Source organism: Streptomyces mirabilis (assembly GCF_039503195.1).
Taxonomy (GTDB): domain Bacteria; phylum Actinomycetota; class Actinomycetes; order Streptomycetales; family Streptomycetaceae; genus Streptomyces; species Streptomyces mirabilis_D.
Genome location: NZ_JBCJKP010000001.1, coordinates 3482764 through 3507163 on the forward strand (window position 1 = coordinate 3482764; position 24400 = coordinate 3507163).

21 protein-coding genes and 1 tRNA gene are annotated in these 24400 nt (G+C 70.0%); 10 read left to right on the plus strand and 12 right to left on the minus strand.

Going from position 1 to position 24400, the window contains the following annotated elements; all coding sequences use genetic code 11:
• The first annotated feature begins 64 nt into the window (after nt 1–64).
• Nucleotides 65–1588: a hypothetical protein gene (locus AAFF41_RS16420; protein WP_343324127.1), complete on the plus strand. Its 1524-nt coding sequence runs from the start codon at nt 65–67 to the stop codon at nt 1586–1588.
• On the opposite strand, the gene AAFF41_RS16425 is transcribed toward AAFF41_RS16420, so the two are convergent.
• Entirely contained in the window at nt 1550–2470 is a 921-nt protein-coding gene (locus tag AAFF41_RS16425; RefSeq protein ID WP_343324128.1) for an alpha/beta fold hydrolase, read from the minus strand. The two genes, AAFF41_RS16420 and AAFF41_RS16425, sit on opposite strands and share 39 nt — an antisense overlap.
• A gap of 123 nt (nt 2471–2593) precedes the next feature.
• On the opposite strand from AAFF41_RS16425, the gene AAFF41_RS16430 reads away from it, so the two are divergent.
• The 4 genes from AAFF41_RS16430 to AAFF41_RS16445 all read left to right on the plus strand — a co-directional run bounded on the left by AAFF41_RS16430 (nt 2594) and on the right by AAFF41_RS16445 (nt 4167).
• A complete protein-coding gene (locus AAFF41_RS16430; RefSeq protein ID WP_319743867.1) occupies nt 2594–3001 on the plus strand; it encodes a winged helix-turn-helix transcriptional regulator in 408 nt (135 codons plus the stop codon).
• Between the two features lie 105 nt (nt 3002–3106).
• A complete protein-coding gene (locus AAFF41_RS16435) occupies nt 3107–3448 on the plus strand; it encodes a hypothetical protein (RefSeq protein ID WP_054230980.1) in 342 nt (113 codons plus the stop codon).
• A gap of 71 nt (nt 3449–3519) precedes the next feature.
• On the plus strand, nt 3520–3855 hold the full coding sequence (locus AAFF41_RS16440; RefSeq protein WP_343324129.1) for a hypothetical protein: 336 nt from the start codon (nt 3520–3522) through the stop codon (nt 3853–3855).
• 69 nt (nt 3856–3924) lie between these two features.
• Complete coding sequence (locus AAFF41_RS16445; RefSeq protein WP_319744508.1) at nt 3925–4167, plus strand: SpoIIE family protein phosphatase; 243 nt, start codon at nt 3925–3927, stop codon at nt 4165–4167.
• 90 nt (nt 4168–4257) lie between these two features.
• Here the strand turns inward: AAFF41_RS16445 and AAFF41_RS16450 are convergent, their stop codons facing one another.
• The 4 genes from AAFF41_RS16450 to AAFF41_RS16465 all read right to left on the minus strand — a co-directional run bounded on the left by AAFF41_RS16450 (nt 4258) and on the right by AAFF41_RS16465 (nt 8807).
• Entirely contained in the window at nt 4258–5469 is a 1212-nt protein-coding gene (locus AAFF41_RS16450; RefSeq protein WP_319743870.1) for an acyltransferase family protein, read from the minus strand.
• A 524-nt stretch (nt 5470–5993) separates the two neighbouring features.
• Nucleotides 5994–6563 carry a hypothetical protein gene (locus AAFF41_RS16455; RefSeq protein ID WP_343324130.1) on the minus strand — a complete coding sequence of 190 codons (570 nt, stop codon included), beginning with the start codon at nt 6561–6563 and terminating at the stop codon, nt 5994–5996.
• Nucleotides 6564–7024: 461 nt separating this feature from the next.
• Nucleotides 7025–7720, minus strand: coding sequence for a hypothetical protein (locus tag AAFF41_RS16460; RefSeq protein WP_319743872.1), 696 nt, complete (start codon nt 7718–7720; stop codon nt 7025–7027).
• Nucleotides 7721–8732: 1012 nt separating this feature from the next.
• Nucleotides 8733–8807, minus strand: a tRNA-Val gene (locus tag AAFF41_RS16465).
• 179 nt (nt 8808–8986) lie between these two features.
• On the opposite strand from AAFF41_RS16465, the gene AAFF41_RS16470 reads away from it, so the two are divergent.
• From AAFF41_RS16470 to AAFF41_RS16480, 3 genes are all read left to right on the plus strand, one after another.
• On the plus strand, nt 8987–9769 hold the full coding sequence (locus AAFF41_RS16470; RefSeq protein WP_319743874.1) for a DUF4097 family beta strand repeat-containing protein: 783 nt from the start codon (nt 8987–8989) through the stop codon (nt 9767–9769).
• A gap of 72 nt (nt 9770–9841) precedes the next feature.
• On the plus strand, nt 9842–11230 hold the full coding sequence (locus tag AAFF41_RS16475) for a coiled-coil domain-containing protein (protein WP_343324131.1): 1389 nt from the start codon (nt 9842–9844) through the stop codon (nt 11228–11230).
• 107 nt (nt 11231–11337) lie between these two features.
• On the plus strand, nt 11338–12066 hold the full coding sequence (locus AAFF41_RS16480) for a DUF4383 domain-containing protein (protein ID WP_343324132.1): 729 nt from the start codon (nt 11338–11340) through the stop codon (nt 12064–12066).
• 30 nt (nt 12067–12096) lie between these two features.
• Here the strand turns inward: AAFF41_RS16480 and AAFF41_RS16485 are convergent, their stop codons facing one another.
• From AAFF41_RS16485 to AAFF41_RS16495, 3 genes are all read right to left on the minus strand, one after another.
• A complete protein-coding gene (locus AAFF41_RS16485; protein WP_343326301.1) occupies nt 12097–13227 on the minus strand; it encodes an amidase domain-containing protein in 1131 nt (376 codons plus the stop codon).
• A 167-nt stretch (nt 13228–13394) separates the two neighbouring features.
• Nucleotides 13395–14696 carry a polysaccharide deacetylase family protein gene (locus tag AAFF41_RS16490; protein WP_343324133.1) on the minus strand — a complete coding sequence of 434 codons (1302 nt, stop codon included), beginning with the start codon at nt 14694–14696 and terminating at the stop codon, nt 13395–13397.
• Between the two features lie 111 nt (nt 14697–14807).
• The gene (locus tag AAFF41_RS16495) at nt 14808–16778 is read right to left on the minus strand and encodes a transglycosylase domain-containing protein (protein ID WP_319744510.1); all 1971 of its coding nucleotides are present in this window, start codon (nt 16776–16778) and stop codon (nt 14808–14810) included.
• Nucleotides 16779–17574: 796 nt separating this feature from the next.
• Between AAFF41_RS16495 and AAFF41_RS16500 the strand changes: the two genes are divergently transcribed.
• Nucleotides 17575–17799 carry an FmdB family zinc ribbon protein gene (locus AAFF41_RS16500; RefSeq protein ID WP_079089420.1) on the plus strand — a complete coding sequence of 75 codons (225 nt, stop codon included), beginning with the start codon at nt 17575–17577 and terminating at the stop codon, nt 17797–17799.
• 185 nt (nt 17800–17984) lie between these two features.
• Here AAFF41_RS16500 and AAFF41_RS16505 read toward each other — a convergent pair whose 3' ends face one another.
• From AAFF41_RS16505 to AAFF41_RS16515, 3 genes are read right to left on the minus strand one after another with little or no spacing between them, the layout of a single operon-like run.
• Nucleotides 17985–18809, minus strand: coding sequence for an HAD family hydrolase (locus tag AAFF41_RS16505; RefSeq protein ID WP_343324134.1), 825 nt, complete (start codon nt 18807–18809; stop codon nt 17985–17987).
• Nucleotides 18809–21253, minus strand: coding sequence for a phosphoribosyltransferase (locus AAFF41_RS16510; protein ID WP_343324135.1), 2445 nt, complete (start codon nt 21251–21253; stop codon nt 18809–18811). The genes AAFF41_RS16505 and AAFF41_RS16510 overlap by 1 nt, the downstream gene beginning before the upstream one ends.
• Nucleotides 21254–21286: 33 nt before the next feature.
• Nucleotides 21287–22456, minus strand: coding sequence for an HpcH/HpaI aldolase/citrate lyase family protein (locus AAFF41_RS16515; RefSeq protein ID WP_060896041.1), 1170 nt, complete (start codon nt 22454–22456; stop codon nt 21287–21289).
• Nucleotides 22457–22645: 189 nt separating this feature from the next.
• On the opposite strand from AAFF41_RS16515, the gene AAFF41_RS16520 reads away from it, so the two are divergent.
• A complete protein-coding gene (locus AAFF41_RS16520) occupies nt 22646–23533 on the plus strand; it encodes a TerD family protein (protein ID WP_097284525.1) in 888 nt (295 codons plus the stop codon).
• 39 nt (nt 23534–23572) lie between these two features.
• Here AAFF41_RS16520 and AAFF41_RS16525 read toward each other — a convergent pair whose 3' ends face one another.
• Nucleotides 23573–24313, minus strand: a complete 741-nt coding sequence (locus AAFF41_RS16525) for a TerD family protein (RefSeq protein ID WP_060896039.1) — start codon at nt 24311–24313, stop codon at nt 23573–23575.
• Between the last annotated feature and the right edge of the window lie 87 nt (nt 24314–24400).

Genomic DNA, 24400 nt, shown 5'->3' on the forward strand with positions numbered 1-24400 from the left:
AGCCAGGGGAACCGGAAAGAAATCCGCGGGCGCTTCCCGCCCGCCCCGGGCAGGATGTGCCCTCGTGAACCACATCCTGTGCGGGCTCGCCGCCAACCCGGCCCTCCCCGCCGAGCTGGTCGACCGGCTGATCACGGTCGCCGACGACGAGATCGCCACGGAACTCGCCGCCCGCCCGGACCTCGGCCGCGCCCAGGCACTCGCGCTGGCCGCCCGCGACGAGGGCACCGCCGTACACCTCGCGTACGAGGGACGGCTGACGTCCGCCGACATCGATCCCGTGGCCCAGCCGCAGGCCGCGCTCGCCCTGCTCGACACGGGGGCCGGCCTCCCGGAGTGGGCGCGCCGCTTCGCGACGGATCCGGTCACCGAGCGCCGCGCGAAGCTGGCCGCCTGCCCGGACCTTCCCCCCGATGTGACGGACACGCTCGCCGCCGACTCGGAGATCGCGGTGGTGGCCGAGCTCGCGCTGTGGACCACGCCGGACATGGCCGCCCGGCTCGCGCGACACCCGCATGCGGAGGTCCGCCGCGCGGTGGCGGCCAACGAGGCGACGCCACCGGCCGTACTGGAGATGCTGCTGACCGGGGACGGGCTGCCTCCGGCGCGGCACTGCCTGGTCTGCGACCGTGAGCGGACTCCGGCCGCTCCCGGTCGCCCGCATCCGCATCCACACCCGCACCCGGCCGACGACCTGCCGCCGGGCGCGTTCTGCACCGGTTCCCACGAGTCCACGGTGCACGACATGTGGCGGCGGGCACTGAGCAACCCGGCCACTCCCGCCCGGGCCGCCGCCGGCTTCGCCGGCCATTCCTCGGCGCTGCTGCGCTGGTCGCTCGCCGGCCGCTCCGATCTGCCCCCGGAGGTATGGGGACGGCTGGCCGACGACCCGCTGCCCGGCATACGGGGCGACCTCGCCGAGAACCCCGCGGTCGACGCCACCCACCTGCGCGCGCTGGCCACCGACGTGAGCCCCGACGTACGGCGCAGCCTGGCCCACAATCCCCGCGTGCCACTGGATCTGCTCGCCTCCTTGGCGGGCACCGCCACGATCGGCGCGACCCTGCTGCCACGGATCGCCGCCGCCACCCCTGCCGAGGTCGAGAGCCTGGCCAAGTCTCCCGACCCTGCGGTACGGATGCTCCTGGCCGCACGACGTGATCTGCCGCCCGGGACACGCGACGCGCTGGCCGCCGACACCGACGCGAAGGTGCTCAAGTCCATCGCCCCTCACCCCGGCCTCTCCGAGGCCAGGCTGCGCGACATGATCGACCGTCACGGAGTACGGGTGCTGGCCAGGGTGGCGACGAACCCGGACGCGTCGCGGTCCCTCCTGGAGCACGTCACGAGACACGACCCACCGGTCCCGAAGGCGTTCCGCGAGGTGGCCCGGCACCGCAACGCGACGGCGCCGGCCCTGCTCGCCTGCCTGACCGACCGACAGGCGCGACCGATCGCCGCCGCCCACCCGTCCCTGCCCGTACCGGTCGTCGTCGAACTGCTCGGCGACGCCGAGGGCCGCGTGGCGGAGGCGGCCGCGGCCAACCCGTCACTGCCGCCGGCCATGATGCTGAAGCTGATCCGTTGACCCCGCCGGGGCAAGGAACGGCTCCAGCAGACCGAGGAGCCGGTCCGGGCGGTGCAGCGGGATGATGTGCCCGCAGTTCTCGATGACATGGCCGATCAAGTGGTCGGCCACCGGCCGCAGTTGTCGTTCGAGCGCGCTGCCCACGGGGTGGGCGCCGATGGCCATGGTGGGCACGGTCAGCCGGGCCGTACGGACCGCTTCCTGTATCTGCCGGGAGCTTTCGGGCAGGGCCCGGTAGTACGAGAAGGCGCAGCGCAGGGCCTCGGTCCCGGTGTACGCGTGGACGAATGCGTCACGGACGGCGGGATCCACGCCCTGCCCGAGGGTGCCCGATTCGAGGAACCAGTCGACGTACCGGTCCTCGTGCCCGGTCAGGACGGATTCCGCGAGGCCGGGTTTCGCGTGGCCGGATTCAGAGGGGCCCGGTTCCGAGCCGCCGGATTCCGCGTGGAAGCCGAACCACCAGGGCGCGCCGTGGGCGAGGAACTCCCCGGCACCCGGCAGCCTGCCCACCAGCGACTCCATGACGACGAGTCGCCGGACGAGGTCGGGGCGGCGCATCGCGAGCAGGAACGCCGGCGGGGTGCCCGCGTCGATGCCGACCACGGCGGCCGAGGTCTCTCCGAGGGCGTCGAGGAGGGCTTCGGCGTCGGCCGCGAGCGTACCGGCGTCGTAGCCGCCCGCCGTGCGCGCGCTCGCGCCGCATCCGCGCAGGTCCGGTGCGATGACTCGGTACCGCCCGGCGAGCCCGTCCAGGACGTGGGTCCACAGCTGCCAGGTGTGGGGGAAACCGTGGAGCAGCAGAACGGCCGGGCCCTCGCCGACCAGGGCCACGTTGAGTTCGACGCCGTTGGCTTCGACCTGCCGGAGTGCGAGGGACATGAGACCTCCAGGTGCGGGGGGGTGGGGTGGTTACCAATGGTGACAACCAAACGCTAGGTGACTAACCTGGAGACGCCAAGACCGCACTTCCACGACAGGTAGTGAGCCCCAGGTGACCCCCTCATGACCCCTTCTCCGCCCCAGCCCCGCGACGGGAACCGCGGGGATCTCTTCGATCCGCAGTGCCCGACCCGTCGCCTGCTCGACCGGATCGGTACGAAGTGGATGTCGATGACCGTCAAAGTGCTGGCGGAGGCGTCCCCGGAGGAGGTGCGCTTCGCGGAACTGCGGCGCAGGATGCCCGGGGTCTCGCAGAAGATGCTGTCGGTCACCCTCCAGGGCATGACCCGCGACGGCCTGGTCGACCGCAGGGTGGAGCCGTCGGTGCCGCCGCGCGTGCACTACCGGCTCACTCCGCTCGGCCTGTCGCTGGAGGGTCCACTGGCCATGGTCAGGGCCTGGGCCGAGGAGCACATGGCCGAGGTGGACCGAGCCAACGCGCGCGGCCGCGAACTCGCCGACGACGACTGACCGTTCGGGCCGCCGCGGCAGGAAGCCGTCCGCCGTGGACCCCCGTTCGCGTGAAGTCCCCGAAGGAACTCGCACCTCAAATTCGAACAGGCGTACCATTGCCGCGTGGCTGCGACCTATGACTTCCCGAGTGACCTCCTGGCAGGCCAGGAGGAGCTGCATCAGGTCCGGGCGGAGCTCCTGGCCCTGCTCAAGAGGCTCCCCTGGTCGGTGGAGCCGCTGGACGGCTTCAGCGACGACAAGGGCTGGCGCAAGGTGGAACGCCCCGCTTCCCCCGGCTGGACACCCGACGAACAGGCCGAGGTCGAGAAGCTCCGCCAACGCGAACGAGAACTCGCCGTCTTCGTCACCTGCCACCGCTTCTGGTCGGAGGTCGCCCCACCGGACACGGTGGACGCCCGCGCGAAGCTGAAGCACGCCCACGAAGGCCCGCCACAAACGTCGTAATTCCATGTCGCTCCGGGCACGAGCGAGCCTTCTACTCGAACCTCTTCCCCGACCTGCGCACCGAGCTGACCGTGGTGTCCCTGCAGGCGAGGTCGGCGGGCCTCGGCGTATGGGCCAAGGACACGACGACCACCGGGGCGGCGATCACCGGCCCGTCCTCCCTCACGGACGACCTGGTGCTGCTCCCGAAGCGCTTCCGCCGCCTCGCGGACCACCTGCGCTTCGCGCCCGACACCTCGCTGGACTGCTTCCCCAGCCACCTCTTCGGCGGCGCCGACCGATTCCGCATCCTCCCCCAGGGCTCCACCGCCAAGGCCCTCACCGGCCTGCACCACGTGGTCGAGGTCAACGGCGGGACGGTACGCATGACCCACCCGATCGAGGACCTGGTCTTCGCCGAGGAATGACGGGGCCGGAAACACGGGTCGAGCCGGCCACGGCGCTGCAGAAGACCATGCTCCCCAGGCTGCCCGAGCATCTCGCGGGCCTGGAGGTCGCCGCCCGCTGGCTGTGCGCGCAAGGACGGCAGCCACAGCATCCGCGAGCTGCCGGGCGGCCCGGTCCTGGGAGTCGTGCCCGACACCGAGTACGGCGAGGGGACCTTCATCCTCGACGAGGACAGCACGCTCGTCATGGTCACGGACGGTGTGGTCGAAGGACCGGGCCTCACGTTGGACGCCGGACTGGAGCGAGCCGGAACACTGGCCGGCCCTCCATGACGGACTGAACGCCCAGCAGATCGCCGACCGCGTCCTCGACGACGTGGCCGTGCTGGTCGTCCGACGCACTTGACGATCACGAGGCCGGCTTCACGACGTGTTGGCGACCGCCTCGCGCGGTTCGCTCTCCGGCCGGCGAGACGGCGGAACCGCCACTGTTCGCCCGCCGGGCGGCCCCTGCCGCAGCCACCGCTGCGGCGTGTGCCGCCGCCACCACTTCTCCGCGGGCTCCTCCACCGCGGAGTACAACGCCCAGGCCAGCACGATGACGACCATGCACATGCCGATCAGCGCGAACAGCGTGCCGTTGTTGTCGGGCATGCGGCCCCACTGGTAGATGGCCAGCCGGCTGATCGAGTGGTGCAGGAGGTAGAAGCAGTACGACCACAGGCCGAGCTGGACCATCAGCTTGGCGTTGAGTACGCCACGCAGTCCGCGGACCTCGCGCTGGACGAAGGCGAGGATGATCAGTGCGGCCAGGACCGCGACCACCGGCCGCACCAGATAGTCGAGCTGCGCGGCGACCCCCGCCGGCAAGCGGGCCTGGCCCTCGTAGTAGAAGTAGACCCAGGCCGCCAGCAGCACCACCGGCAGCGAGGGGTGCAGCGGCAGCCGCCAGCCGCGTTTGACCGCGAGCGCGAGCGTCATGCCGAGCAGGAACTCCGGCAGGTAGACCACGGGGTGGCGCATCACCCAGGCGGCGTGGGCGGCCGAATAGTGGGTGGTGGCGAACCAGTCCACGGCCCACATTCCCACCAGTCCGCCTGCCGTGACCGCCCCGAGCCAGCGGGTGCGCAGCCTGACCGCGATCCGGGCCAGCAGCGGGAAGAGGGCGTAGAAGAGCAGTTCGACGCTGAGCGTCCAGGTGACCTCGTTCCCGGGGAGGGCCGGGGTGACGTTCGGGGACCAGGTCTGCACCAGGAAGGCGGAGGAGATCAGGCTGGGCCAGCTGATCGCGAGGTGCGCCGCCGTGTAGTAGGCGTAGGTGCCCAGCAGCAGGGCGACCAGGTGGGCGGGCCATATCCGGCCTACGCGGCGCCAGTAGAAGGCACCTGGGTGCTCGTTCGGTTTGAAGACCCAGATCATCAGGAAACCGGACAGAACGAAGAAGAGGCTGACGCCGTTTCCGCCGAACTGCGCGTAGGGGAAGATCAACGGCGCCCGTCCCAGTCCGGTCTTGCCGCCGCTCCCGGTGAAATGAGTGGTGAAGACCGCGAAGGCCGCGAAGAAGCGCAGGCTCGTGAGGGAGTCGAGGCGTTTGGGGAGGGGTGTCACCACCGCCCGTATGCCTGGCAAAGACATGGGGTTTCGCCGTAGCCCTTCGGGGGTCCGCCAGTAACCGACGCACTATAAGACCACCGAAGTAAGGCTAGGTAAGAAACAGACTTCGGCAGACAGCGACAGGGCGTCGTGTCTTCCGCCTTACCGGGTGGAGCCCAGTTGACACCCGAGCGGCCGTTCCTCTCCGTGCCCGAGGGGTACCGGCGGGCACGGCGCCGAGAAGTCGCCGAGAAAGACCAAGGCCCAGATCTCCGGGTACCCACCCGCTGATCTGGGCCTTTCTCGTGTCCTGAGACTGGTGGGCGCGGACGGTTTCGAACCGCCGACATCCGCCCCGAGAGATCGCGTATGCGCGTTCAGCCCTGACGTGGGAGAACGCTGACCTGCCCGTTCGTGGAGCACTGTCCGGCGTTCCCCGTGGCCCCCTGGCGTGCCTCTCGAACGGGCACGCCAGGGGCACGGTGTCGGCCGGCCGATGCTGCCCCGGCGGTGAGCGGACCGCCGCATGCTTCCGACAGGCCACACGATCGCCGCGAGCAGGTTCGTTACGTGTTCGGTGGCGTGGGCATCTGCTTGAAGGTGCACGGCACCGTGAGCGGCAGCGTTGAGGTGCACACCCCCTGCCACACCTCTCCTGTTGAAGTCAGCTCGGTGACCAGGAGGCCACCATCGAATGCCGCCAAGGTGGCGTCGAATACGTTGGTCGGGCCTCCCACCAGCTGCCAGAAGACGTTGCTTCCGTTAGCAACGGGGGTCGGCGGATTCGGACCAGCCTCGTTGACGGACAGGACCCGCACCTGCCCGCTACAAACCACCGAGACGTACTTGGTCATCCCTTGAACTGCCGAGTCGATGTCGTTGCAGCCCGTCGGCGGCGGGGGCGGGGTCGGCTTCGGCGGCCGCGGCCCCCTACACTTGTCCAGCGCTCCCATGCCAGGTTTCTCGCACCTACCGTCGGCGGCCGCGTGGCCAGTCACGGTGTGCGCGATGGCCGCGGCGGGGGTGACCAGTCCGATCGCCACCAGCAGCGCGGTGGTGGCGAGCCCGCCGATCTTCCTGCGCTTGCCTCGCAGTAGGGGTCCGGACGGCGTAGGTGTCCTGTGGTCAGGACTCATGTGTGCTCCTTGTTCAAGCGTTTCGGATGTCTCCTACATCCGATGCGAGCTTGAACCGCGCACACTGGAGCACTTGGCACGTTCGGGGGTAACACGCCTATATATCAACAAGTCGGACTAGTGATCTACGGCCTCAGTGTTCACGCGCGGAGTACCGGCGTCTTCTCGCTTGGGCCACCCCCCTCCCCGGCCCCCATCCCGTCCGCGCCAGATCGCCGTCACGGTGAACGTCTACGCCTACGTGGTCCAGGACACGCAGCACGAGGCGGTCAGCCACATGGACCGACTGCTCACGAGACGCCTCCAGCGCGAGCGGTCCCGGCGCTGCTGTCAGATCCGGATGTCAAAGACCCCCAGCCATGATCGGCTGGGGGTCTTCTACTGGTGGGCGCGGACGGCTTCGAACCGCCGACATCCGCCTTGTAAGTGAGTACGGGGGGATCCGCCATGCCCAGCAGACGTCAGCCTCGGAAGGTCCTACGGCGTCGCAGCACCAGGCAACCGCCCGCGGTCACCAGCGCCGCCGCGGCGCCCGACAGCAGGCCCACCGGGGCGCTGCTACCGGTCTCGGCCAGGCCACCGCCGCCCTGCGCGGACGGGGAGGCGGCCGCGGACGGGGCTGCCCCGCCCTCGCTTGAGGAGACACTCGGCGCGGCGGTGGCACCCGGCGAACCTGAAGGCGAGGACGACGCCGGTGAAGAGGGCGACGCTGAGCCGGACGGCGTCGTACCGCCACCACCGCCCCCAGAGCCCTTGCAGTCTGTCCAGAACACCTTGTGCTTGGCGGCTCCCTTCTCGCCGTCGAAGTTCCAGAACAGCTTGTAGTGCCCGTCAGGCAGCGACAGGTCTGCCGTACGGCCGTGACCCTCGGCATCCAGGGTGATCGCCCCGGACTTCACGGTCTCGCCTTTGGCTGCGGCTGTCGGAGCCCAGGCCTCGATGTGCCAGTCGACCTGCTGTATCGCGTCGAAACCGAAGGCGTCGAGGTAGAACGTGCAGACATGCGGCTCGTTGCGGCGCAACTCCTCGCCTGTCCTGGCGTCGTGGATCTTCACTGTCCCGTTGTCACCGGGAGGGGTGGCGTGCGCGGTCGGTCCGAGGAGCAGCAGGGATGAAACACCGGCGGTCAGCGCGCCGGCGCGTATGAGAGTACGCATGGGCAGGTCCATCTTCGAGATTCAAACGGGAAGATGTGGAGGGGGCGCCTCAGCGTCCAGCCCGACCTGAGGACAGATCAAGCACGAACAGGCAACGAAAAGAACGCCGCAGAGAGGCGCGGCCGTCCTCCACTGGTAGTACCGAACCGCCCCCGGCCATCAGGGCCGGGGGCGGACGGCTTCGCGGGCACACGACCCAGCGCGAGGCTGTGGCGTGAGACGCCGGTTTGGGTGTGGGACAGCCAGGCCCCGGGCTAGTGACGTGCGAGCCCGGAGAACTCTGCCGAGGCCCCGGCCCAGCCGCACACGAATGGGCGGCCCGATCGTTGCGGAAACAGGGGGCTTCCGTTTCGATTGGCGGAGGCGTAGGTTCCGGTTACCCCGCGGCGGCGTCTTTCGAGACGTTGGCCCGCCAGTTCCGGGATGGCGGGCCGCGCGGGGGCCAACTGCCCTGTCGTAGCCGCGCCTTGGCAGACGCGGCGAGTGCTCCCGACAGGATTCAACCTGCGCACACGGCTCCGGAGAGCACGCCTCGCACATCGCCGTTGGGCCTTCTGAGCTGCAAGAACGTCGCTGCTGCCGCTCGTGGACGCGTACTCGCTCGGGGAGGCTCCGCCGAGCACTATCGGCTCGGTACGTGGCCAGTATGCTTCGTTCGACCCTCAACTTTGAGCCCGTGGCTCGAACAGCGCTCTACCTGCAGCAGCCCCTTCGGACGCTCGCGGAGGAGGTCCAAACCCCCAACGAGGAGGTCGCCGAGGTCGACGGGCTCATCGAGGCCAGATCCCGAGCCCCCGAGATGGCCGAGTTCGCTGGTCTGTCAGCACCTCGTCAACGAGCGCGACCACCAGATCGCCGACTACGTGGACGGTCAGATCAGGAAGGTGCAGCGGCCTCCGCGCGGCCCATCTGGCACGTAAGTGGCACGGCGCCGAGAAGTCGCCGAGAAAGACCAAGGCCCAGATCTCCGGGTGGTCACCCGCTGATCTGGGCCTTTCTCGTGTCCTGAGACTGGTGGGCGCGGACGGTTTCGAACCGCCGACATCCGCCTTGTAAGGGCGGCGCTCTACCGCTGAGCTACGCGCCCAGGACGAGTCGACAGCCTACATTGCCCGGGGGGATGCCCCGCAAACCCGTATCCGGGGGTTAACCCCACCTCCGGTCCGGGAGCAGCCCGGATCCCCCGGCGGACCCCGGAACCGTACGGTCGGAAGGCGTCGAAGGGCATCGGAGCACGTCGGCGTTTCATTCCAGGGGGAGATCTTCATGGTTCGGACTCGGACACAGACGGCTGCGCGGACCGCGGCCGTCGCCGGTGCCGTCGGCGCTCTCGTCGCGACCGCCACAGGTTGCGGGGCGAGTGCCGGAGACGACAGGCATCCGGATCATCGGGCGTTCGCGCTGCACGGTCGTACGCTCACCGTGGACTCGGACGACTCCGCGCTTGAGCTCGTGGTCGCCGAGTCGGCCGCGACGGACAAGGTCGAGGTCACCCGGTGGTTCCAGGGGCACATCGTCGTCGGTGGGGATCCGCGCGTGACCTGGACGATGAAGGACGACCGGCTGACGCTGCGGATGAAGTGTTCCGGCGTGGTCGCCGACTGCAGCGCCAAGCACCGGATCGTCGTGCCGCGCGGTGTCGCGGTGAAGGTCGTGGACGGGGACGGGAGCGTACGGGCGGAGGGGTTCAAGGAGACGCTCGGGATCCGTACGTCGGACGGGAGCGTCCGCGTGACGAACTCCTCCGGCGCGCTGGACCTGCGTACCGCCGACGGCTCGATCCACGCCCTCGGAATCGACTCGCGTCACGTGCGCGCCCAGACCTCTGACGGGTCCGTACAACTCGAACTCGGCGTCGTACCCGACCTGGTCGAGGCCCGCAGCCAGGACGGTTCGCTCACCATCGGGCTGCCCCACGACACGTACCGGGTGACAGCCGAGAGCGGGGACGGATCCGTGCGGGTGTCCGTGCCCCGGGACCCGGCCAGTTCGCACGTCGTGTCCGCCCACGCGAGCGACGGAAGCATCACCGTACGAACCGCGAACTAACCGGCCCGTGTGTTCGTCCTTAACCGGTGGGAGAATGACCGGGCAAGGCGGATGACAGCACGGGAGAGGGATGTGACGGCGACACCTTCAGAGCCGTACACGCCGTCTGCGCCACGCGCGCAGTCGGTACGCCGTCAGCTCCATCGATACCGTGACGTGCTGACCCTCGTCACCCTCCCGCTCCTCGCCGCCCTCGTGCTGCCCGCGGCCTTCGCCGGTGGCGGCACCCGGCGCTGGTTCGGCGGGCGCGCCGAGAGTCAGCGGGCCGAGGCGCAGGCCGCGAAGGACGCCGCCGCGGCGGCGTTCTACGAGCTGGACACCGCCCAGCGCGATCTGCGGATCTCGATCGAGACCATCATCGCCGTCGACGACTCCCCCGCGGCCCGCCGCGCCGTCTCCGACTTCGAGGCGCTGGGCCGGCGCATCGACGAGGCCAGTGGACAGTACATCGAGGCCGTCGACGCCCACGACCTCGACCGGGACGAGCTGGAGGCGTCGGTCGCCACCCGCGCCCGCGCCGAACTCACCGCCGCCAAGGACCAGCTGGGGCGGGTCAAGCAGGACCTGGACCGGTTCACCCAGGGACTCGCGCCGCTGCTCGGCAAGGCCGAGACGCAGCTCGCCCGGCTCGCGCCCGCCGTCGAGCGCGCCCGTCAGGCCCTCCTCGCCGCCTCGAACGCCCTCGACAGCGTCCGCAAGACAGGGCTCAGAGCGGATGATCTGGCCGGCCGGCTCGCCGCGCTCGGGCCCGAGCTGACCAAGCTCAACCAAGGGGCCGGACAGCACGGCGTAGCGGAGACGCTGGAGCGCGCCGAGCGGGTCTCCCGGGAGGCCGGGGCGGTGCGCGCGGAGGCCGAGCGGCTGCCGGAGCGGGCCGCGGAGATCGATCACCGGCTGGTGTCGCTGCGCACCCGCGCCCAGGCACTGACCACCCGCGCCGGGCAGGTGGAGCCGGTGCTGAGCGAGCTGCGGCGCCGGTTCTCGGCCGCGTGCTGGCAGGACCTGCAGCACGTACCGGAGCAGGCCACCGAGAACGTACGGCAGGCCGAGCTGAAGCTGAAGGAGGCGCAGGCCGCGCGCGACGCGCAGCGCTGGCCGGACGCCACCTCGCTGCTGTCCACGGTGCGCGCGCTGCTGAACGGTACCGACGAGGCCGTGTCGGCGGCCAGCGACCGGCTGCGACGGCTGAACGCCGTGTCCAAGGACCCCCAGCAGGAGATCGACCGCACCCGCTTCGCCATCCGGGACGCCCAGCGCCTGGCCATGGCGGGCCGCAACACCCCGGATCCGCGGCACGCCCGCCCGCTCGACGACTCCGTCACCCGGCTGGAGCGTGCCATCGCCGCGCTGGAGGGGCGCCACCCCGACTACTGGCACTTCCTGACCGAGACGGAGGCGGTACGGGCGACGGCCGCCCGGGTGGTCTCCCAGATCCGCGAGGAGCGCGGCGGCCCGGTCTGAGCTTCTCCGGTGCCGGCGATCCCGGTCCCCGGTGTTGGCGGTCCCCGGCCTGCGGGCGGATGCTGGGATGTACGTACGGCCTCCGCTAGCTGGAGAGGGAGGCGGACATGGCCACGCACGTACTTCGTCCCGGAACCCGACGACGCATCGCCTTCGACGACCATCTGCCGGTCGATCACCGGCTGAACACGTTCTATCGGATCGGCGCGGGCCTGATGGGCCTCTTCCTGCTCGCCTTCGGCATCCTGGGCCTGACCAACAAGGTCGGCTTCTTCACCACCCACGGGGACACGGTCATAGGGCTGAACACCAACGGCTCGCTCAGCGTGCTGTCCATCTGCGTGGGGCTGCTGCTGTTCGTGGGCATGGTGATCGGCGGGAACTTCGCCTCGACGCTCAACATGGTCTTCGGCGTCCTGTTCATCCTCAACGGCTTCCTGAACCTGGCGCTGCTGGACGGCCGCTACAACTTCCTCGCCTTCCACATCCAGAACGTGCTGTTCAGCTTCGTGGTCGGCGTCCTGCTGATGTTCTTCGGGATGTACGGGAGGGTCGGCTCGGCCCTGCCGCACGACAACCCGTACTACAAAGCCCGCCACCCCGAGGAGGCCGAGCGGGCGGAGCGGATCCGGGCGCTGCGGGAGTCGGCCTCGGCAACGGCCCTGCAGCAGTCGCACAGAGCCGCGCCGACGCCCAAGGCCGTGGGCGGCACGGAAACCAAGGCAGCGGAATCCGCCGAGGTATCGGAATCCACCAAGGCGGCGGAATCCAAGGCGGCGGAGACCAAGGCATCGGAGACCGAGGCCGCCGAGCCGCCCAGGACCACGGACCCCTAGGTCACCTCAGGAGATCAGGTGACCAGGTGATCAGGTGCGGTACGCGTAGTACGCCGAGGTCGGGTACGACGCGATGATGCTCGACAGCGACCGGCGGTAGGTGTCGGCGTCGTGGTACGTCAGGTACGGCATGCCGCTGGAGCTGCGGTAGGACGTGATCATGGTGTGGTCCTTGGCCCCGTCCCTGTCGAAGTCCATCTGCATGACGTCACCGACGTCCATCTGGTAGACGTTCGCCAGCGGCGTGGTGCGCTGGGCGGTCTGGGTGAACCAGGACCACTCGTTCACGCCCGCCCAGGAGTCGGACTGGCCGTTGGCGACGTAGTACCAGGTGTCGTACTCCTCCGGAGTCACGGTGCTGATCGGCTGCCAGCCGCCCGCCAGCAGACTCTGGCTCACGAAGTTGGTGCAGTCGCCGCCGACCCCGTTGAACTTCCGGTAGGCCGCGTTGTAGTTCTTCCAGTACTTCTCGGCGTAGGTCGCCATCGCCGCGTAGTCGTACGCGCCTCCGGTGAGCTTCTTGGGGTTGGCGGGCGCGGGATACGTGGTCGCTGCCGGGGGGGCGTCGACAACGGCCATCGGGGTCCTGCGCGCGGGGGCGGCGGTGACGGGTTCGTTGACCTGGTGGGCGCCCTTGTCGGTCGTACGCAGGCCCGAGAGCTTCCAGGTGCCGTCCGGCTGGGCGGCGAAGGTCAGCACGTGGTGCGCGTCGAAGCCCGTGGTGTCGGGTTCGTCGCCGCGGATCTTCTTGTACGTGAGGACGGTGGTCTCGGTGACCCAGGCGGTGGCCACCTTGCCCCACCTGCGCGTCCTGTCGACGGTGACCTTGGTGTCGCCGGCGGTGTAGGCCTCACCCAGCGCCGCGAGGCGGGAGCGGGTGCCGCGCAGGGAGGTCACCGCGGTGTCCTCCGTCTTCGTCAGCGCGGCGGTCAGCCTGACGCCTCCCGTCGACTTCGACGCGAGGGCCGTGCGGGGTGCCGCCTGGCTCTTGTCGAGGAGGGCCGCCGTGCGGTCGGTGAGCACGGCGTCCGCCATCCGGCCGAACGCGTCGGCCGTCGCCCGGTTCACGGCGCCGGAAGCGGTCGCCGCGTGGGCGGAGGAAAGGGGCAGCAGGACTGCGGAGACGGCTATCGCCGTCAGGGTCGAGCATCGGCTCAACATCTTCGATCTCACTGATGATCTCCTTACACCCGATCAGATGCCGGGGAGGGAATCTTTACACGTCCTCCTCAACTGTGGTGAACCCGGGGAGATTTCATGCACGTCCAGGTCAACTCCCTTGAGAAAACGGTACGTTGACGCACCGAAAGTCGGGGTGCCGTTCACGGCTACTTCACCACCGTCGACCAGTCCGGGGACTGCGCGGGATCCAGACTGCGCAGGCGCTCCAGGGTCGCGGGCTTCTGCACGTCGAGCCAGTCGGCCAGTTCACGGAAGGACACACAGCGAACGCCCTTCTTCGTGCACACGTTCTTGACGACCTGGTCGATGGACTTCATGTAGATGCCACCGTTCCAGTTCTCGAAGTGGTTGCCGATGAACAGCGGTGCGCGACTGCCGTAGTACACGCGGTTGAAACCGTCCATGTACGACGCGACGGTCTCCTGCTCCCACTCGGGGTACTTGGCCGGGTCGCCCTCGGTCGAGTCGCCGGACTGGTTGGCGAGGAAGTTGAAGTCCATGGACAGACCTTGGAACTTGCCGCCCTCGTAGGGGAGCAGCTGCAGCGGGAAGTCCCAGACGCCCTCCTTCTTGTTGGGCCATATCTGGAGGTTGCCCGAGGAGCTCGCGTCGTAGCGCCAGTCGTAGTCCTTGGCGGTCGCCTTCATGGCCTTGAGCAGGTTCTTCTGGCCCTCCAGGCAGGGCGCGCGACCGCCGTTGACCTCCTTCGTGGGGTCGAACGGCAGGGCCGGCAGGTCGGTGTAGCCGGTGTTGGTCTTCCACTTCTCGACGAACGAGAAGAACTGGTTGATCTCGCTCTCCCACTCCGCCACGCTCCAGTCCCCGCCGCCCTTGTCCTCGCAGAAGTGACCGTTGAAGTGGGTGCCGATCTCGTTGCCCTCCTTGTACGCCTTGCCGAGCTCCACCAGCGTGTCGCGGATGTGCTGGTCGGTGGCGTAGCTGATCGCCGCGGCGCCCGGCGCGTGCATCGGCGGCTTGTAGAGGGTCTTCTTGTCCTTGGGCAGCAGATAGATGCCGGTCAGGAAGAACGTCATGTGGGCGTTGTACTGCTTCGCCAACTCCTGGTAGTGCGTGAAGAGTTTGTCGTCGCCCTGGAGGGCGCCGTCCCAGGAGAAGACGACGAACTGGGGCGGCTTCTCACCCGGCTTGAGCGGGACGGGCTTCAACTGGCCCTTCTGCGGCCCGGTGTAGGACGTGGAGCCGTCCCCGAGCACCTTTGTCTTGCCGTCCCACGGGGGTTCTTTGGTCGTCTTGGTGGCGCCGGCCCCGGAGCGGGGACCGCCGGCCGAGGCGGCCGGTGTGGTGTTGTCCGAGTGGTTCAGGGCCAGGTAGGTGGCGGTCGTCGACGTCACGACGAGGAAGGCCGCCATGGCCACGAAACCCTGGCGGGCGGAACCGGGAGCGGGCGCGGGTTCGCGGCGGCGGCGACCGCTGTGCTTCGAGTTCATACGGGGCACATTCTGCGAGGGGGGTGGAAGGAGCGGGCGGGGGCCTTTCGGCCATCGGGATGCGCGGTGGCCTTTCGGCCGTCGGGGTGGGCGGCCTCGTGGCCGTCGCGGTCAGCCGAGCGGACTCATGGCGCCGGCCCAGATGCCGTACGGGACGTCGTCGGCGGACGTGCCGGCGAGCCCCTTGAGCGGCAGTGGTTCGAGGCTCTTGGCCAGGTCGATGCGGTAGAGGACGACGGCGGTCGACACGGAACGGTTCGTGCCGACGTACCAGGCGGCGGTGTCGTCCGCCGTGGTGCCGGCCTTCCCTGCCGTCTCCGGTGCGCTCAGGGCCGCGGAGGGGTGCGCCGCGCCGAAGGCGTCCGTGAGCCCCTCGGTGACCTCGCGGGCCACCTCGGGGCTCACCGCGCGCTTGGGTCGGGGGGTGTCCAGGGCGACCTGGGAGCCGTTGCGGGTGATGCGTCGCACGGAGTACGGCTCGGTGTGCGACCCGCCCGCGGCGAAGGTGGCGTAGGCGTTGGCCATCCGGATCGCGCTGGGCGTGGAGTTGCCCAGGGACAGCGCGGGCACCTGGGGACCCATGGTCGACGAGAGCAGCCCGGCCGCTTCGGCGGTCTGCCGCACCTTGTCCAGGCCCGTGTCCATGCCGAGCTGCATGAACGGCACGTTCACGGACTCGGCGAGCGCCTTGCGCAGGCTGATCTGCCCCCAGGACTTGTTGCCGTCGTTGTGGGCGGCGACCTTCTTGTTCGCGCGGTCCCAGTAGGGCCCTTCGGGTGTGGTGACAGGGATGTTGTCGTCACCGTCGTAGAGCGTCTCCGGCGTGACCGGTGTCGCCGTACTGTCGCGGGTCTTGTGGACGCCGTGTTCCAGCCCGGCCGCGTAGACGAACGGCAGGAACGCCGAACCGGCCGGGACGGTGCTCGCGTTGGACTCGTTGTAGCCCTGTGTACGGTGGTCGGGGCCGCCGTAGACGGCGAGGATCTTGCCGTCGGCAGCCACCGAGGAGGCCCCGTAGTGGGCGGTCTTCGCCCCCTTGGGGTCGTCCTTCAGGGCCTTGTTGCGGGCCTTGGTCACGGCGTCGGCGAGCGCCGTCTCCCGCTTCCGGTCGAAGGTCGTGTAGATCTGGTAGCCGCCCAGGTCGAACTGCTGGTCCGAGATGTGCCCGGCCTTCTTGGCGTACTGGGTCGCGAGCTCCACCAGGTAGTCGCTCTGCTTGCCGGTGTCGAAGGTCTGGGACTGCGTGGTCGGCTCGGGGAACTTCGTGTACTTGGCCCGCTCGGCCGGCGACAGCTTCCCGATCTTGACCATGCGGTCGAGGATCCAGGACCAGCGCTCCACGGCGCGCTTGTGGTTCGCCTGGCTCAGGGTGGGGTCGTACAGGCCGGCGCCCTTCAGCAGGGACGCGAGCATCGCGGCCTCGCTGGCGTTGAGTTCGCCGACGTCCTTGCCGTAGTAGGCCTGGGCGGCGCGCTGGATGCCGTACGTGCCGCGGCCGAACCAGCTGGTGTTGAGATAGCCCTCGAGGATCTTGTCCTTGCTCATCTTCTGGTCGAGCTTGAGGGAGATCATCGCCTCGGTGAACTTGCGGCTCACCGAGCGGTTCTGGTTCAGATAGACGTTCTTGACGTACTGCTGGGTGATCGTCGAGCCGCCCTCGGTGTTGCCCTCGCCGATCGTGCGCACCAGGGCGCGGGTGATGCCCTTGAAGGAGATGCCCGGGTCGGAGTAGAAGCTCTGGTTCTCCGCGGCCAGCACCGCCCAGCGCACGTCCTGGGGTATGTCCTTCAGCGGCATCGCCTGCCGCCGCACCCATCCGGTACGGGCCATGGGCGTCCCGTCGGACCAGAAGTAGACGTTGTCCTGCTGGGTGGCGTACGTATTGAGGTTCTGGGGTATGTCTGTCGCAGCGTAGGCGATCACCAGGAACGTTCCGCTCAGCCCGATGGCCAGGCCCCAGGCTCCCAGCCACTGACGCCAGGAGGGCACCCAGCGCCGCCAGCCGGTGCGGCCGGGGCGCGGGTACGCCGGTTTCAGGCGGCGCGCGATGCGCGCCCAGCGTCCGGCGAGCGCGGAGGGCATGGCCGGTTTACGGCGGGTGCCGCGATGGCCGGAAGTCGCCCCTCGATCGGCGCGTTGTGCGGGGTCCTCGGCACCTGAGCGCGCCTCGATCTCGGCGCGCGAGGGGACGCGAAGCTGCGTGGTCTTCTCGGCGGGACGTTCGGCGCCGGGCGGGAGGCGGAGCTGAGTGGTCTCCTCGGCGCGGGGCGGGAGGCGGAGCTGAGTGGTCTCCTCGACGCCGGGCGGGAGGCGAAGCTGAGTGGTTCGCTCGGCGGGAGTCTCGTTCCCCGTGTCTTCCGTACGAGGGCTCGCGGAGTCTTCCGCACGACGGCTCGCGGAGTCTTCCGCACGACGGCTCGCAGGGTCTTCCGTACGACGGCTCGCGGGCCGTTGCGGACCGAGCCCGCGGCGATTCCGGCGGTCGTCGCCCTCCCCGCTAGCCACGGACGGCTCCGGCGCGTGGACGGCCCAGGAGTTGCGGGGCATCTGTTCGATGCCATGCCTCGGTCACTGCGTCTCCCTCCGCACTTCGGAATTGCGCGCGCGGGTAGATGCAGCTGCCGCACATGCGGCTGCGAGCCCCCCTCCCCGACCTTGCGGCTCGTCGCGGCCCTCTTAAATTATCAGCGACTAATACGATCTCCTCGCCCAGGAACCAGACAGAAATGTTCAGCAGGTCAAGTCGGCCCTCTGAAGGCACCGGGCGGGAATCGGGGAGGAATCGAGGAGGTCCGGGTTCCGGGTCACGGCGCGACCCGGTGCGCGACCGGGCCGTGGAACGCTTCGATCGTCGGCTCCCGGCCGCTAACCTGTGCGTATGCCTCGCTACGAGTACCGCTGCCGGACCTGCGGCGACACCTTCGAACTGAGCCGCCCGATGGCGGAATCCGCCGCTCCGGCGGACTGTCCCGCCGGGCACGACGACACGGTGAAACTCCTGTCGACCGTCGCGGTCGCCACCGGCGGGTCGGCGTCCGCGCCTTCCCCGGGCCCGTCCGCAGGGGGCGGAGGCGGGTGCTGCGGCGGCGGGTGCTGCGGCTGATCGACCAGGATTTTTCAGGAAGTCTTCAGCTTTTCTTCGCCCGAATCCTCCGTGCGGCCCGGGCGTGTCGCACTCTCAGGCCGTACGTGGCACCCGCACAGGCCGGGCACGGCTCCCGCTGAGACCGCGCCCGGCTCGCCCTCGGACCACGCCCCGCTGCCCCTCAGGCCGCGCCCGGCCCGCTTTCAGACCGCGCCCGGTCGGCAGGCGTGCGCGAACTCCCGCAGGATCCGCTCCCCCGCCGAGACCCCCCGCTCCGGGAGGGCGGTGATCGCCGGCGCCGTCCAGTCGGCCTCGGCCAGTTCCCCGTGGCCGGGCCGCCAGCCGCGGTCGGCGGCGAGCAGCAGGTCGGCGTCGAGAAGGGAGTCACCGGCGGCGAGCGTGAGAAGGGCGCCGGTGCGGCGGGCGACCTCGCGCACGGCCGCGCTCTTGGTGAGCGGCTTCGGCACGGCGTAGATCTTGCGGCCCTGCAGCGACACCGTCCAGCCACGGCTCTCCGCCCAGACGGCGAGCTCCTTCACCCACTCCTCGGGCAGCAGCTCGCGCTCCACCACCAGATAGGCGAACAGGTCCTCGGCGACCCGGTGCTTGCGGACCCAGGCCGGATCGGCGGTGGCCACGAGGTGGTCCCGTACCTCGGCCAGCGGCGCGCACTCGTCGGCGAGCCGCGCGGTCACTGCCGCGTGCCAGTCGGGGTCGGAGACACCGTCGACGAGCAGATGCCCGCCGTTGGCGCAGATCGCGTACTCGGGCGCGGGGCCGGGCAGGTTGATGCGCTGGTACTGCTTGCGGGTGCGCGTCGTGGTCGGCACGAAGTGGGCCGTGTCGCCGAGCTCGGTGAGCAGCGCGGCGGCCGTCTCGGTCATGTACGACAGCGGCCTGGCCTCGTGCACCTCGACGCAGAGCAGCCGGGGCGCCCGCGCGTCGGGCATGGTCAGCGCGAGGGCGGCGGAGGAGTAGATCAGCGTACGGTCGAGATCGCTGGCGACGAGCACCTTGGGCGCGGCCATCAGACCGTCACCGCCTTGCCGTCGGCGCCGGTCGCGCCGCGCGTGTACTTCGGGTGGATCAACCCCACGCAGGTGTAAGGGAGTTCGTCGACCTCCTCGACGGGCACCCCGCGCTGCTGGGCGAGCAGGCGTACGTGGTCGAGGTCGGTGCCCGCTCCGGCGCGCGCCAGGATCTTCCAGGGGACGCGGCGCAGCAGCACGCGGGTGGTCTCGCCGACGCCCGGCTTGACGAGGTTCACGTCGTGGATCTCGTACTCCTCGCTGATCCGCTCGACGGCCGCCCAGCCCTCCCAGGTGGGGGTGCGGTCGGTGGCGAGGAGCTCCTTGGCCTGGGCGCATGCCGCGTCGGCGACGTCGGGGAAGTGGGCGGCGACGGCGTCCAGGAAGTCGACGGAGACGTCGGAGCCGGCGAGCTCGCGGTAGAACTTCGCGCCGTGGAAGTCGTACTCGCCGACCAGGTCCGAGCGCAGCACGGTACGCGAAATCAGGCCTGATACCGTCGAGTTGAGGCAGGCGGAGGGGATGAGGAAGTCCTCGCGGGTGCCGTACGTCCGTACGCACGAGCCCGGGTCGGCGAGGACCGCGATCTCCGGATCGAAGCCGGTGACGCCCTCGGCGGACTCGAACTCCCTGATGGCCTCGGTGAGTTCGCGGGTGATGGCGCCCTTGCCGGTCCAGCCGTCGACGAACACGACGTCGGCCGGGTCGTGGTGGGCGGCCAGCCAGCGCAGCGCGTTGGCGTCGATGCCGCGGCCACGGACGATGGAGACGGCGTAGTGCGGCAGGTCGAGGCCGTGCCGGTGCTGGGCCCAGCGGCGCATCAGGACACCGACGGGGGTGCCCGCGCGGGCCAGCGAGACGAGTACGGGGTGCGGAGAGCGTTCGGCGAGCACCAGCTCGGTGACGGCGCCGACGGCCTGGGCGATCCGGGCGGCCGAGGTGCCGAGGGCCGTCTGGAACAGCTCCTGGTACTGGGTGCTCGGCTGGTACTCGACCGGCAGCGACTCCGCGTAGTGGGCGCCGCCGCTCTGGATCGCCTCCTCGCGCTCCTCGGTCGGCGCCTCCAGCGTCACGTCCGAGAGGTCCTGCAGCAGCCAGCCGACCTCGTCGGGCGCGTACGAGGAGAAGGCTGGGCCGCGGAGGGGCTCGGGGAGCATGGAGGGCCTTTCGGTGGACGGCCGTGCGGGGACGTACGACGGAACGACGGCGAGCAGGACGCTCGGGGTGTGCTCCGCGAGCTGGGCCAGCAGACCGTCGGGGGCATGCAGGGCGGGCGTGTCGGCGGCGGAGTCGACCACGGCCACGACCGCGTCGAATCCGGCACCCGCGACGTTGTAGGCGTACCGCTCACCCGGTCCGTCGTCGGGGTCGTCGTGGGCCGGGAAGACGAGGCGCGTCCGTATGGCGTAACCGGGGTCGTCGAGGGCGAGCACCGGGGAGCGCGTGGTCGTGGAGTACCGCACCTCGGCGGACACCACCTGCTCCAGCTCCCTGGCCAGCCTGAGCGGCGCGTACATCAGCTCCTCGAAGCCGAGTACGAGGACGCGCCGCGCCCCCTCCGGCAGCGCTTCGGCGACCCGCGCGGCCATCGCGGGCAGCGCCGCGTCCAGCCGTATTCGTTGCCCGGGCGTGAAGCCGTGCCGCCCCCCGTCGGGCAGACCCCGGGGCCAGCCGAGCTCGACCCGGGCGGCACCGGGGTGCCCGGGACGGCTGTCGGCGGGCTCGGTGGTCTGGGTGGTCTCGTGTTCCGCCACCAGTGCCTGGCCCTTCTCCAGGACGCCCTCCGGGAGGTTCACGGTGCCCCTCGCCGCGGCGACCAGGTCCACCCGTGCGCCGATCTCCGTCGCGAACTCCGCCAGACGGCCCAGGTCAGCGGTCGAGCGCATGTCGACCAGGGCCACGACCACATAGCGGTCGCGCGGATAGCGGGCGTGGAGGTCGCGGATGGTGTTGAGGACCGTGTTGCCGGTGGAGAACTCGTCGTCGACGAGGACCAGGGGGCCCGCGCCCGCCAGCAGCGCGGGGTTCTCCGGCAGCAGGAGGTGGGAGGTGGCGTGGGAGTGGGACTCCTCGAAGCCGCCCGCCGTGTCGACGCCGGGCACGGGGCGGCGGGTCGAGTGGAGGTAGGGCGCGAGGCCCACGCCGTCGGCGACGCAGTGGCCGAGGCCGGTGGCCGTCTCGGCGTACCCGAGGACGACGGCGGCGCCGGCGTCCTCGGCGCCGAGCAGCTCCCGTACCCGCCGGCCGAGCGCGAACCCGTGTCCATACACCACGGACGGTGACTGCGGGACGTGCTTGCCGAGCACGTTCGACACGAGCAGATGCGCCCGGCGGGGGTTGCGCCGCAGCGCGAGCCCCAGCAGGTCGCTCAGCCTCTCGTCACCGACGAGCTCGACACCCAGTCGCTCGGCGACCCAGGTCCCCGTCCACACCACGTTCTTCATCGATTCCTTGTTGGTCGGTCGGGCCGGCGCGGTTCACGCAGGCAGGGCGGCCGCGAGCAGTTCCACGAAGCCGATGTCCTCGTTCGCCACACCGAACACCTCGGCGCGCTGGAGGGTGCGCTCGGCCCAGGCGCGGTGCGGCTTCACTTCATTCATTTTGTTCGTATACGCCGACCTCAGCACGCCCCCGCCGCCCCGCTCGGGCCTGAGGATGTCCTGCGCGTCGCTGTACTCCTCGTGGCTGACCACGGACAGCGCGTGCACCGCCGGGACGTGCGAGGGGTGGATGCAGGTCTTGCCGAGCAGACCGTTGGCCCGGTCGAGGGCTATCTCGCGCAGCAGGCCGTCCAGGTCGTGCTCGATCAGCGCCTGGCGCAGCTCCTCGACCTCACCCTCCTGGAAGGGGCTGCGGCGCAGCTGCGGCTTGAACATGCGCTCCTGGACCCGGAAGTACTCCCACACGGGCCCGGTGACCGTGAACCCGGTGCCGTCCGAGCGCCCCAGCATGTTCACCACGTCCGCGATCACGGAGGCGACGATCTGGACGTCGTAGGCGGTCATGTCGGGCGCCCTGCGCAGCCCGTAAGCCGAGCAGAAGTCGGTGACGCCCAGGCGCAGCGCGAGGACGCGGTCGCGGTACTTGTCGACGACCCGGGAGATGCCCACCAGGGTCTCCCGGCGGCTCTCCAGGTACAGCAGCCCGGGCGATTCCAGGACAGGCATGGCGAACAGCCGCCGGCCGCTCGCGGACTCGGCCGCGGCGAGCGCCTCCATGAACGGGACGCCCCGCTCCTCGGTGAACTTCGGCAGGACGAACCCGGACAGCAGCCGCACGGACGCGCCGAGCCGCCGGACGAGGTCCGGGATCTGCTCGGGCTCACGGACCCGTACGAACAGCAGCGGGAGCCCGTCGGTCTCCGGCCGTCCGGCGAGGTCGGCGAACTGCCGGACCAGGTTCTCCTCGGCGCCCACGACCTCGGCGTCGTCGATCGAGTCCTCCAGGCACAGGACCATGGAGACCACGCCGCGTCCGGCCTGCTTGACGACGTCGTCGGCGAGGTGGGGTCTGGTCGCGGGGCTGTACAGGGTGGCGCCGAGGGCCGCCGCGAGCACGCGGGCGGGCGAGTCGGCGGTGAAGACGCACGGCTCCCGGTGGAAGAGACGCTGCCGCTCTTCAGGGGCGATATGCCCGAAATGACGCATGAAACTCCCCCGTTGCGGCTAGGCGGACCTACGTGATGTGGCCGGTAATAGTACGTACAAATCCATGTCAGTCGTTCCCACCAGGCGTGAAGTTCAGGTAACTCGGCCATGTCGGTTGCCCGCACATCCCGACCGGGAATCCTTACCCCCGCGTTGTCGTGACCAGGACCGAGAGGGCAGGATGACCGCATGACGCACGCGATGCTGAAGGGGTCTAACGTCCCGCTGGACGCCACAGCGGTACGTGCCGTGCTGCGCTGGACACCCGGGCAGGGTGTCCCCGACGTCGATGTCTCGGCGCTGCTCCTCGGTCCCGACGGTCGTGTGCGATCCGACGAGGACTTCGTCTTCTACAACCAGCCACGCCATCCCTCGGGCAAGGTGTGGCGACTTGGCAAGAAACGCGTCGCCGAGGGCCTCACCGACACCATCCAGACGGATCTGGCGGGTGTCGAGTCCGGTGTCGGACAGATTCTGCTGGTCGCATCGGCGGACGGCGTCACCTTCGACCAGGTACGCGCCCTACGCATTCTGCTGTACGACGCGTCCGCCACGACCGGCACGACGGGGTCCGACGGTGAGCCGCTGGCCTACTTCGACATCAAGCCGGAGACCGGTACGGAGACCGCGCTGATCTGCGGCGAACTGTACCGGCGCGGTCAGGGCTGGAAGTTCCGGGCGCTCGGCGAGGGCTATCCGAACGGTCTGGAGGGGCTCGCCTCCGACTTCGGGATCACGGTGGACGAGTCCGAGCCGGAGGCGGTCGCGCCCGTACCCGACGCCACCGCCTGGGCGGACCCCGCGGCCTCCCCGGAGACCTCGGTGCCGCTCCCGCCCGAGCAGGCCGCCCCGGTGCCCCAGCAGCCCGCGTACGGCTATCCGGGGCCCGCGCAGACGGCCCCCGCCCAGCCCGCGTACGGCTACCCCCAGCCGACCAGCCAGCCCGCCTACGGATACCCGGGGCCCCAGACGGCCCCGGCCGTCCAGCCGGCCTACGGCTTCCCGCAGGCGGTCGGCTCCCTCCCCGACCCTGACTTCAGGCTGCCGCCGCAGGGGCCACAGTTCATCGGCCGCTAGGGAAGCGCCCCGAAAGGGGCGCGGGGCTGTATTCGACCATCAACGGTCGGCCTTGGACTTGTACCCCCGTCCCCACTGCAACCCCCACCCGTACAACCGGTCCAGCTCCGCCTGGAAGCCGTACACGAACTTCACCTCACGCCGCACGGTGATCTCGCCCTTGTTGTTCTCGATCATCACGACCGCGCAGGAGCGGGCCTGCGGATGCCGCTCGTCGAGCCCGATCTCGATCCGGGGCCCGTTGCTCGGGTAGAGCGTGATGATGGCGTGCGTACGGTCGAAGGCGGGCGTCTGGTCGTAGATGTACACGAAGACCAGGAGCCGTTTGATGTCGTCGCGGTGGTCGAGGTTGACGTAGGCCGTCTCGCCGGACGCGGAACCGAACCGGTCGTCACCGCTGAGCTTCACGTACGGCGGGTCGTTGATGTCGCCGAGGAAGTTGCCCAGGGGCTGCACCACGCCCTTGGAGCCGTCCGCGAGCTCGTACATGACGCCCAGGTCGAGGTCGACGTTCACCATGCTCTGGGTGTGCGCCTGGACCACGTCCGGCTTGAAGGTCTTGAAGGGGTGCCGCAGCAGGCTGCCCCGCTGCTGGCCGCCGCCGATGTCCGACGTGCGCATGCGCCAGGACAGGTTGATGCGCAGGTTGCCGGTGGCCGCGCCCTGTTTGGTGAGCGAGACCGTGTGGTTCCGCTTGGTCAGTTCTATGGAATTGGTGGCGGCACTGCCGGAGTCGAAGTCCGTCGAGCGTCCGCGCCACAGGTCGTCCCAGAAGCCCATTGCCTTGTCCCGCCCCCACGTTGCCTGGATATGCGACGGGGCGGCCACGAGGACTCGTCCTCGACGGCCGCCCCGCTCAGAGCGTTC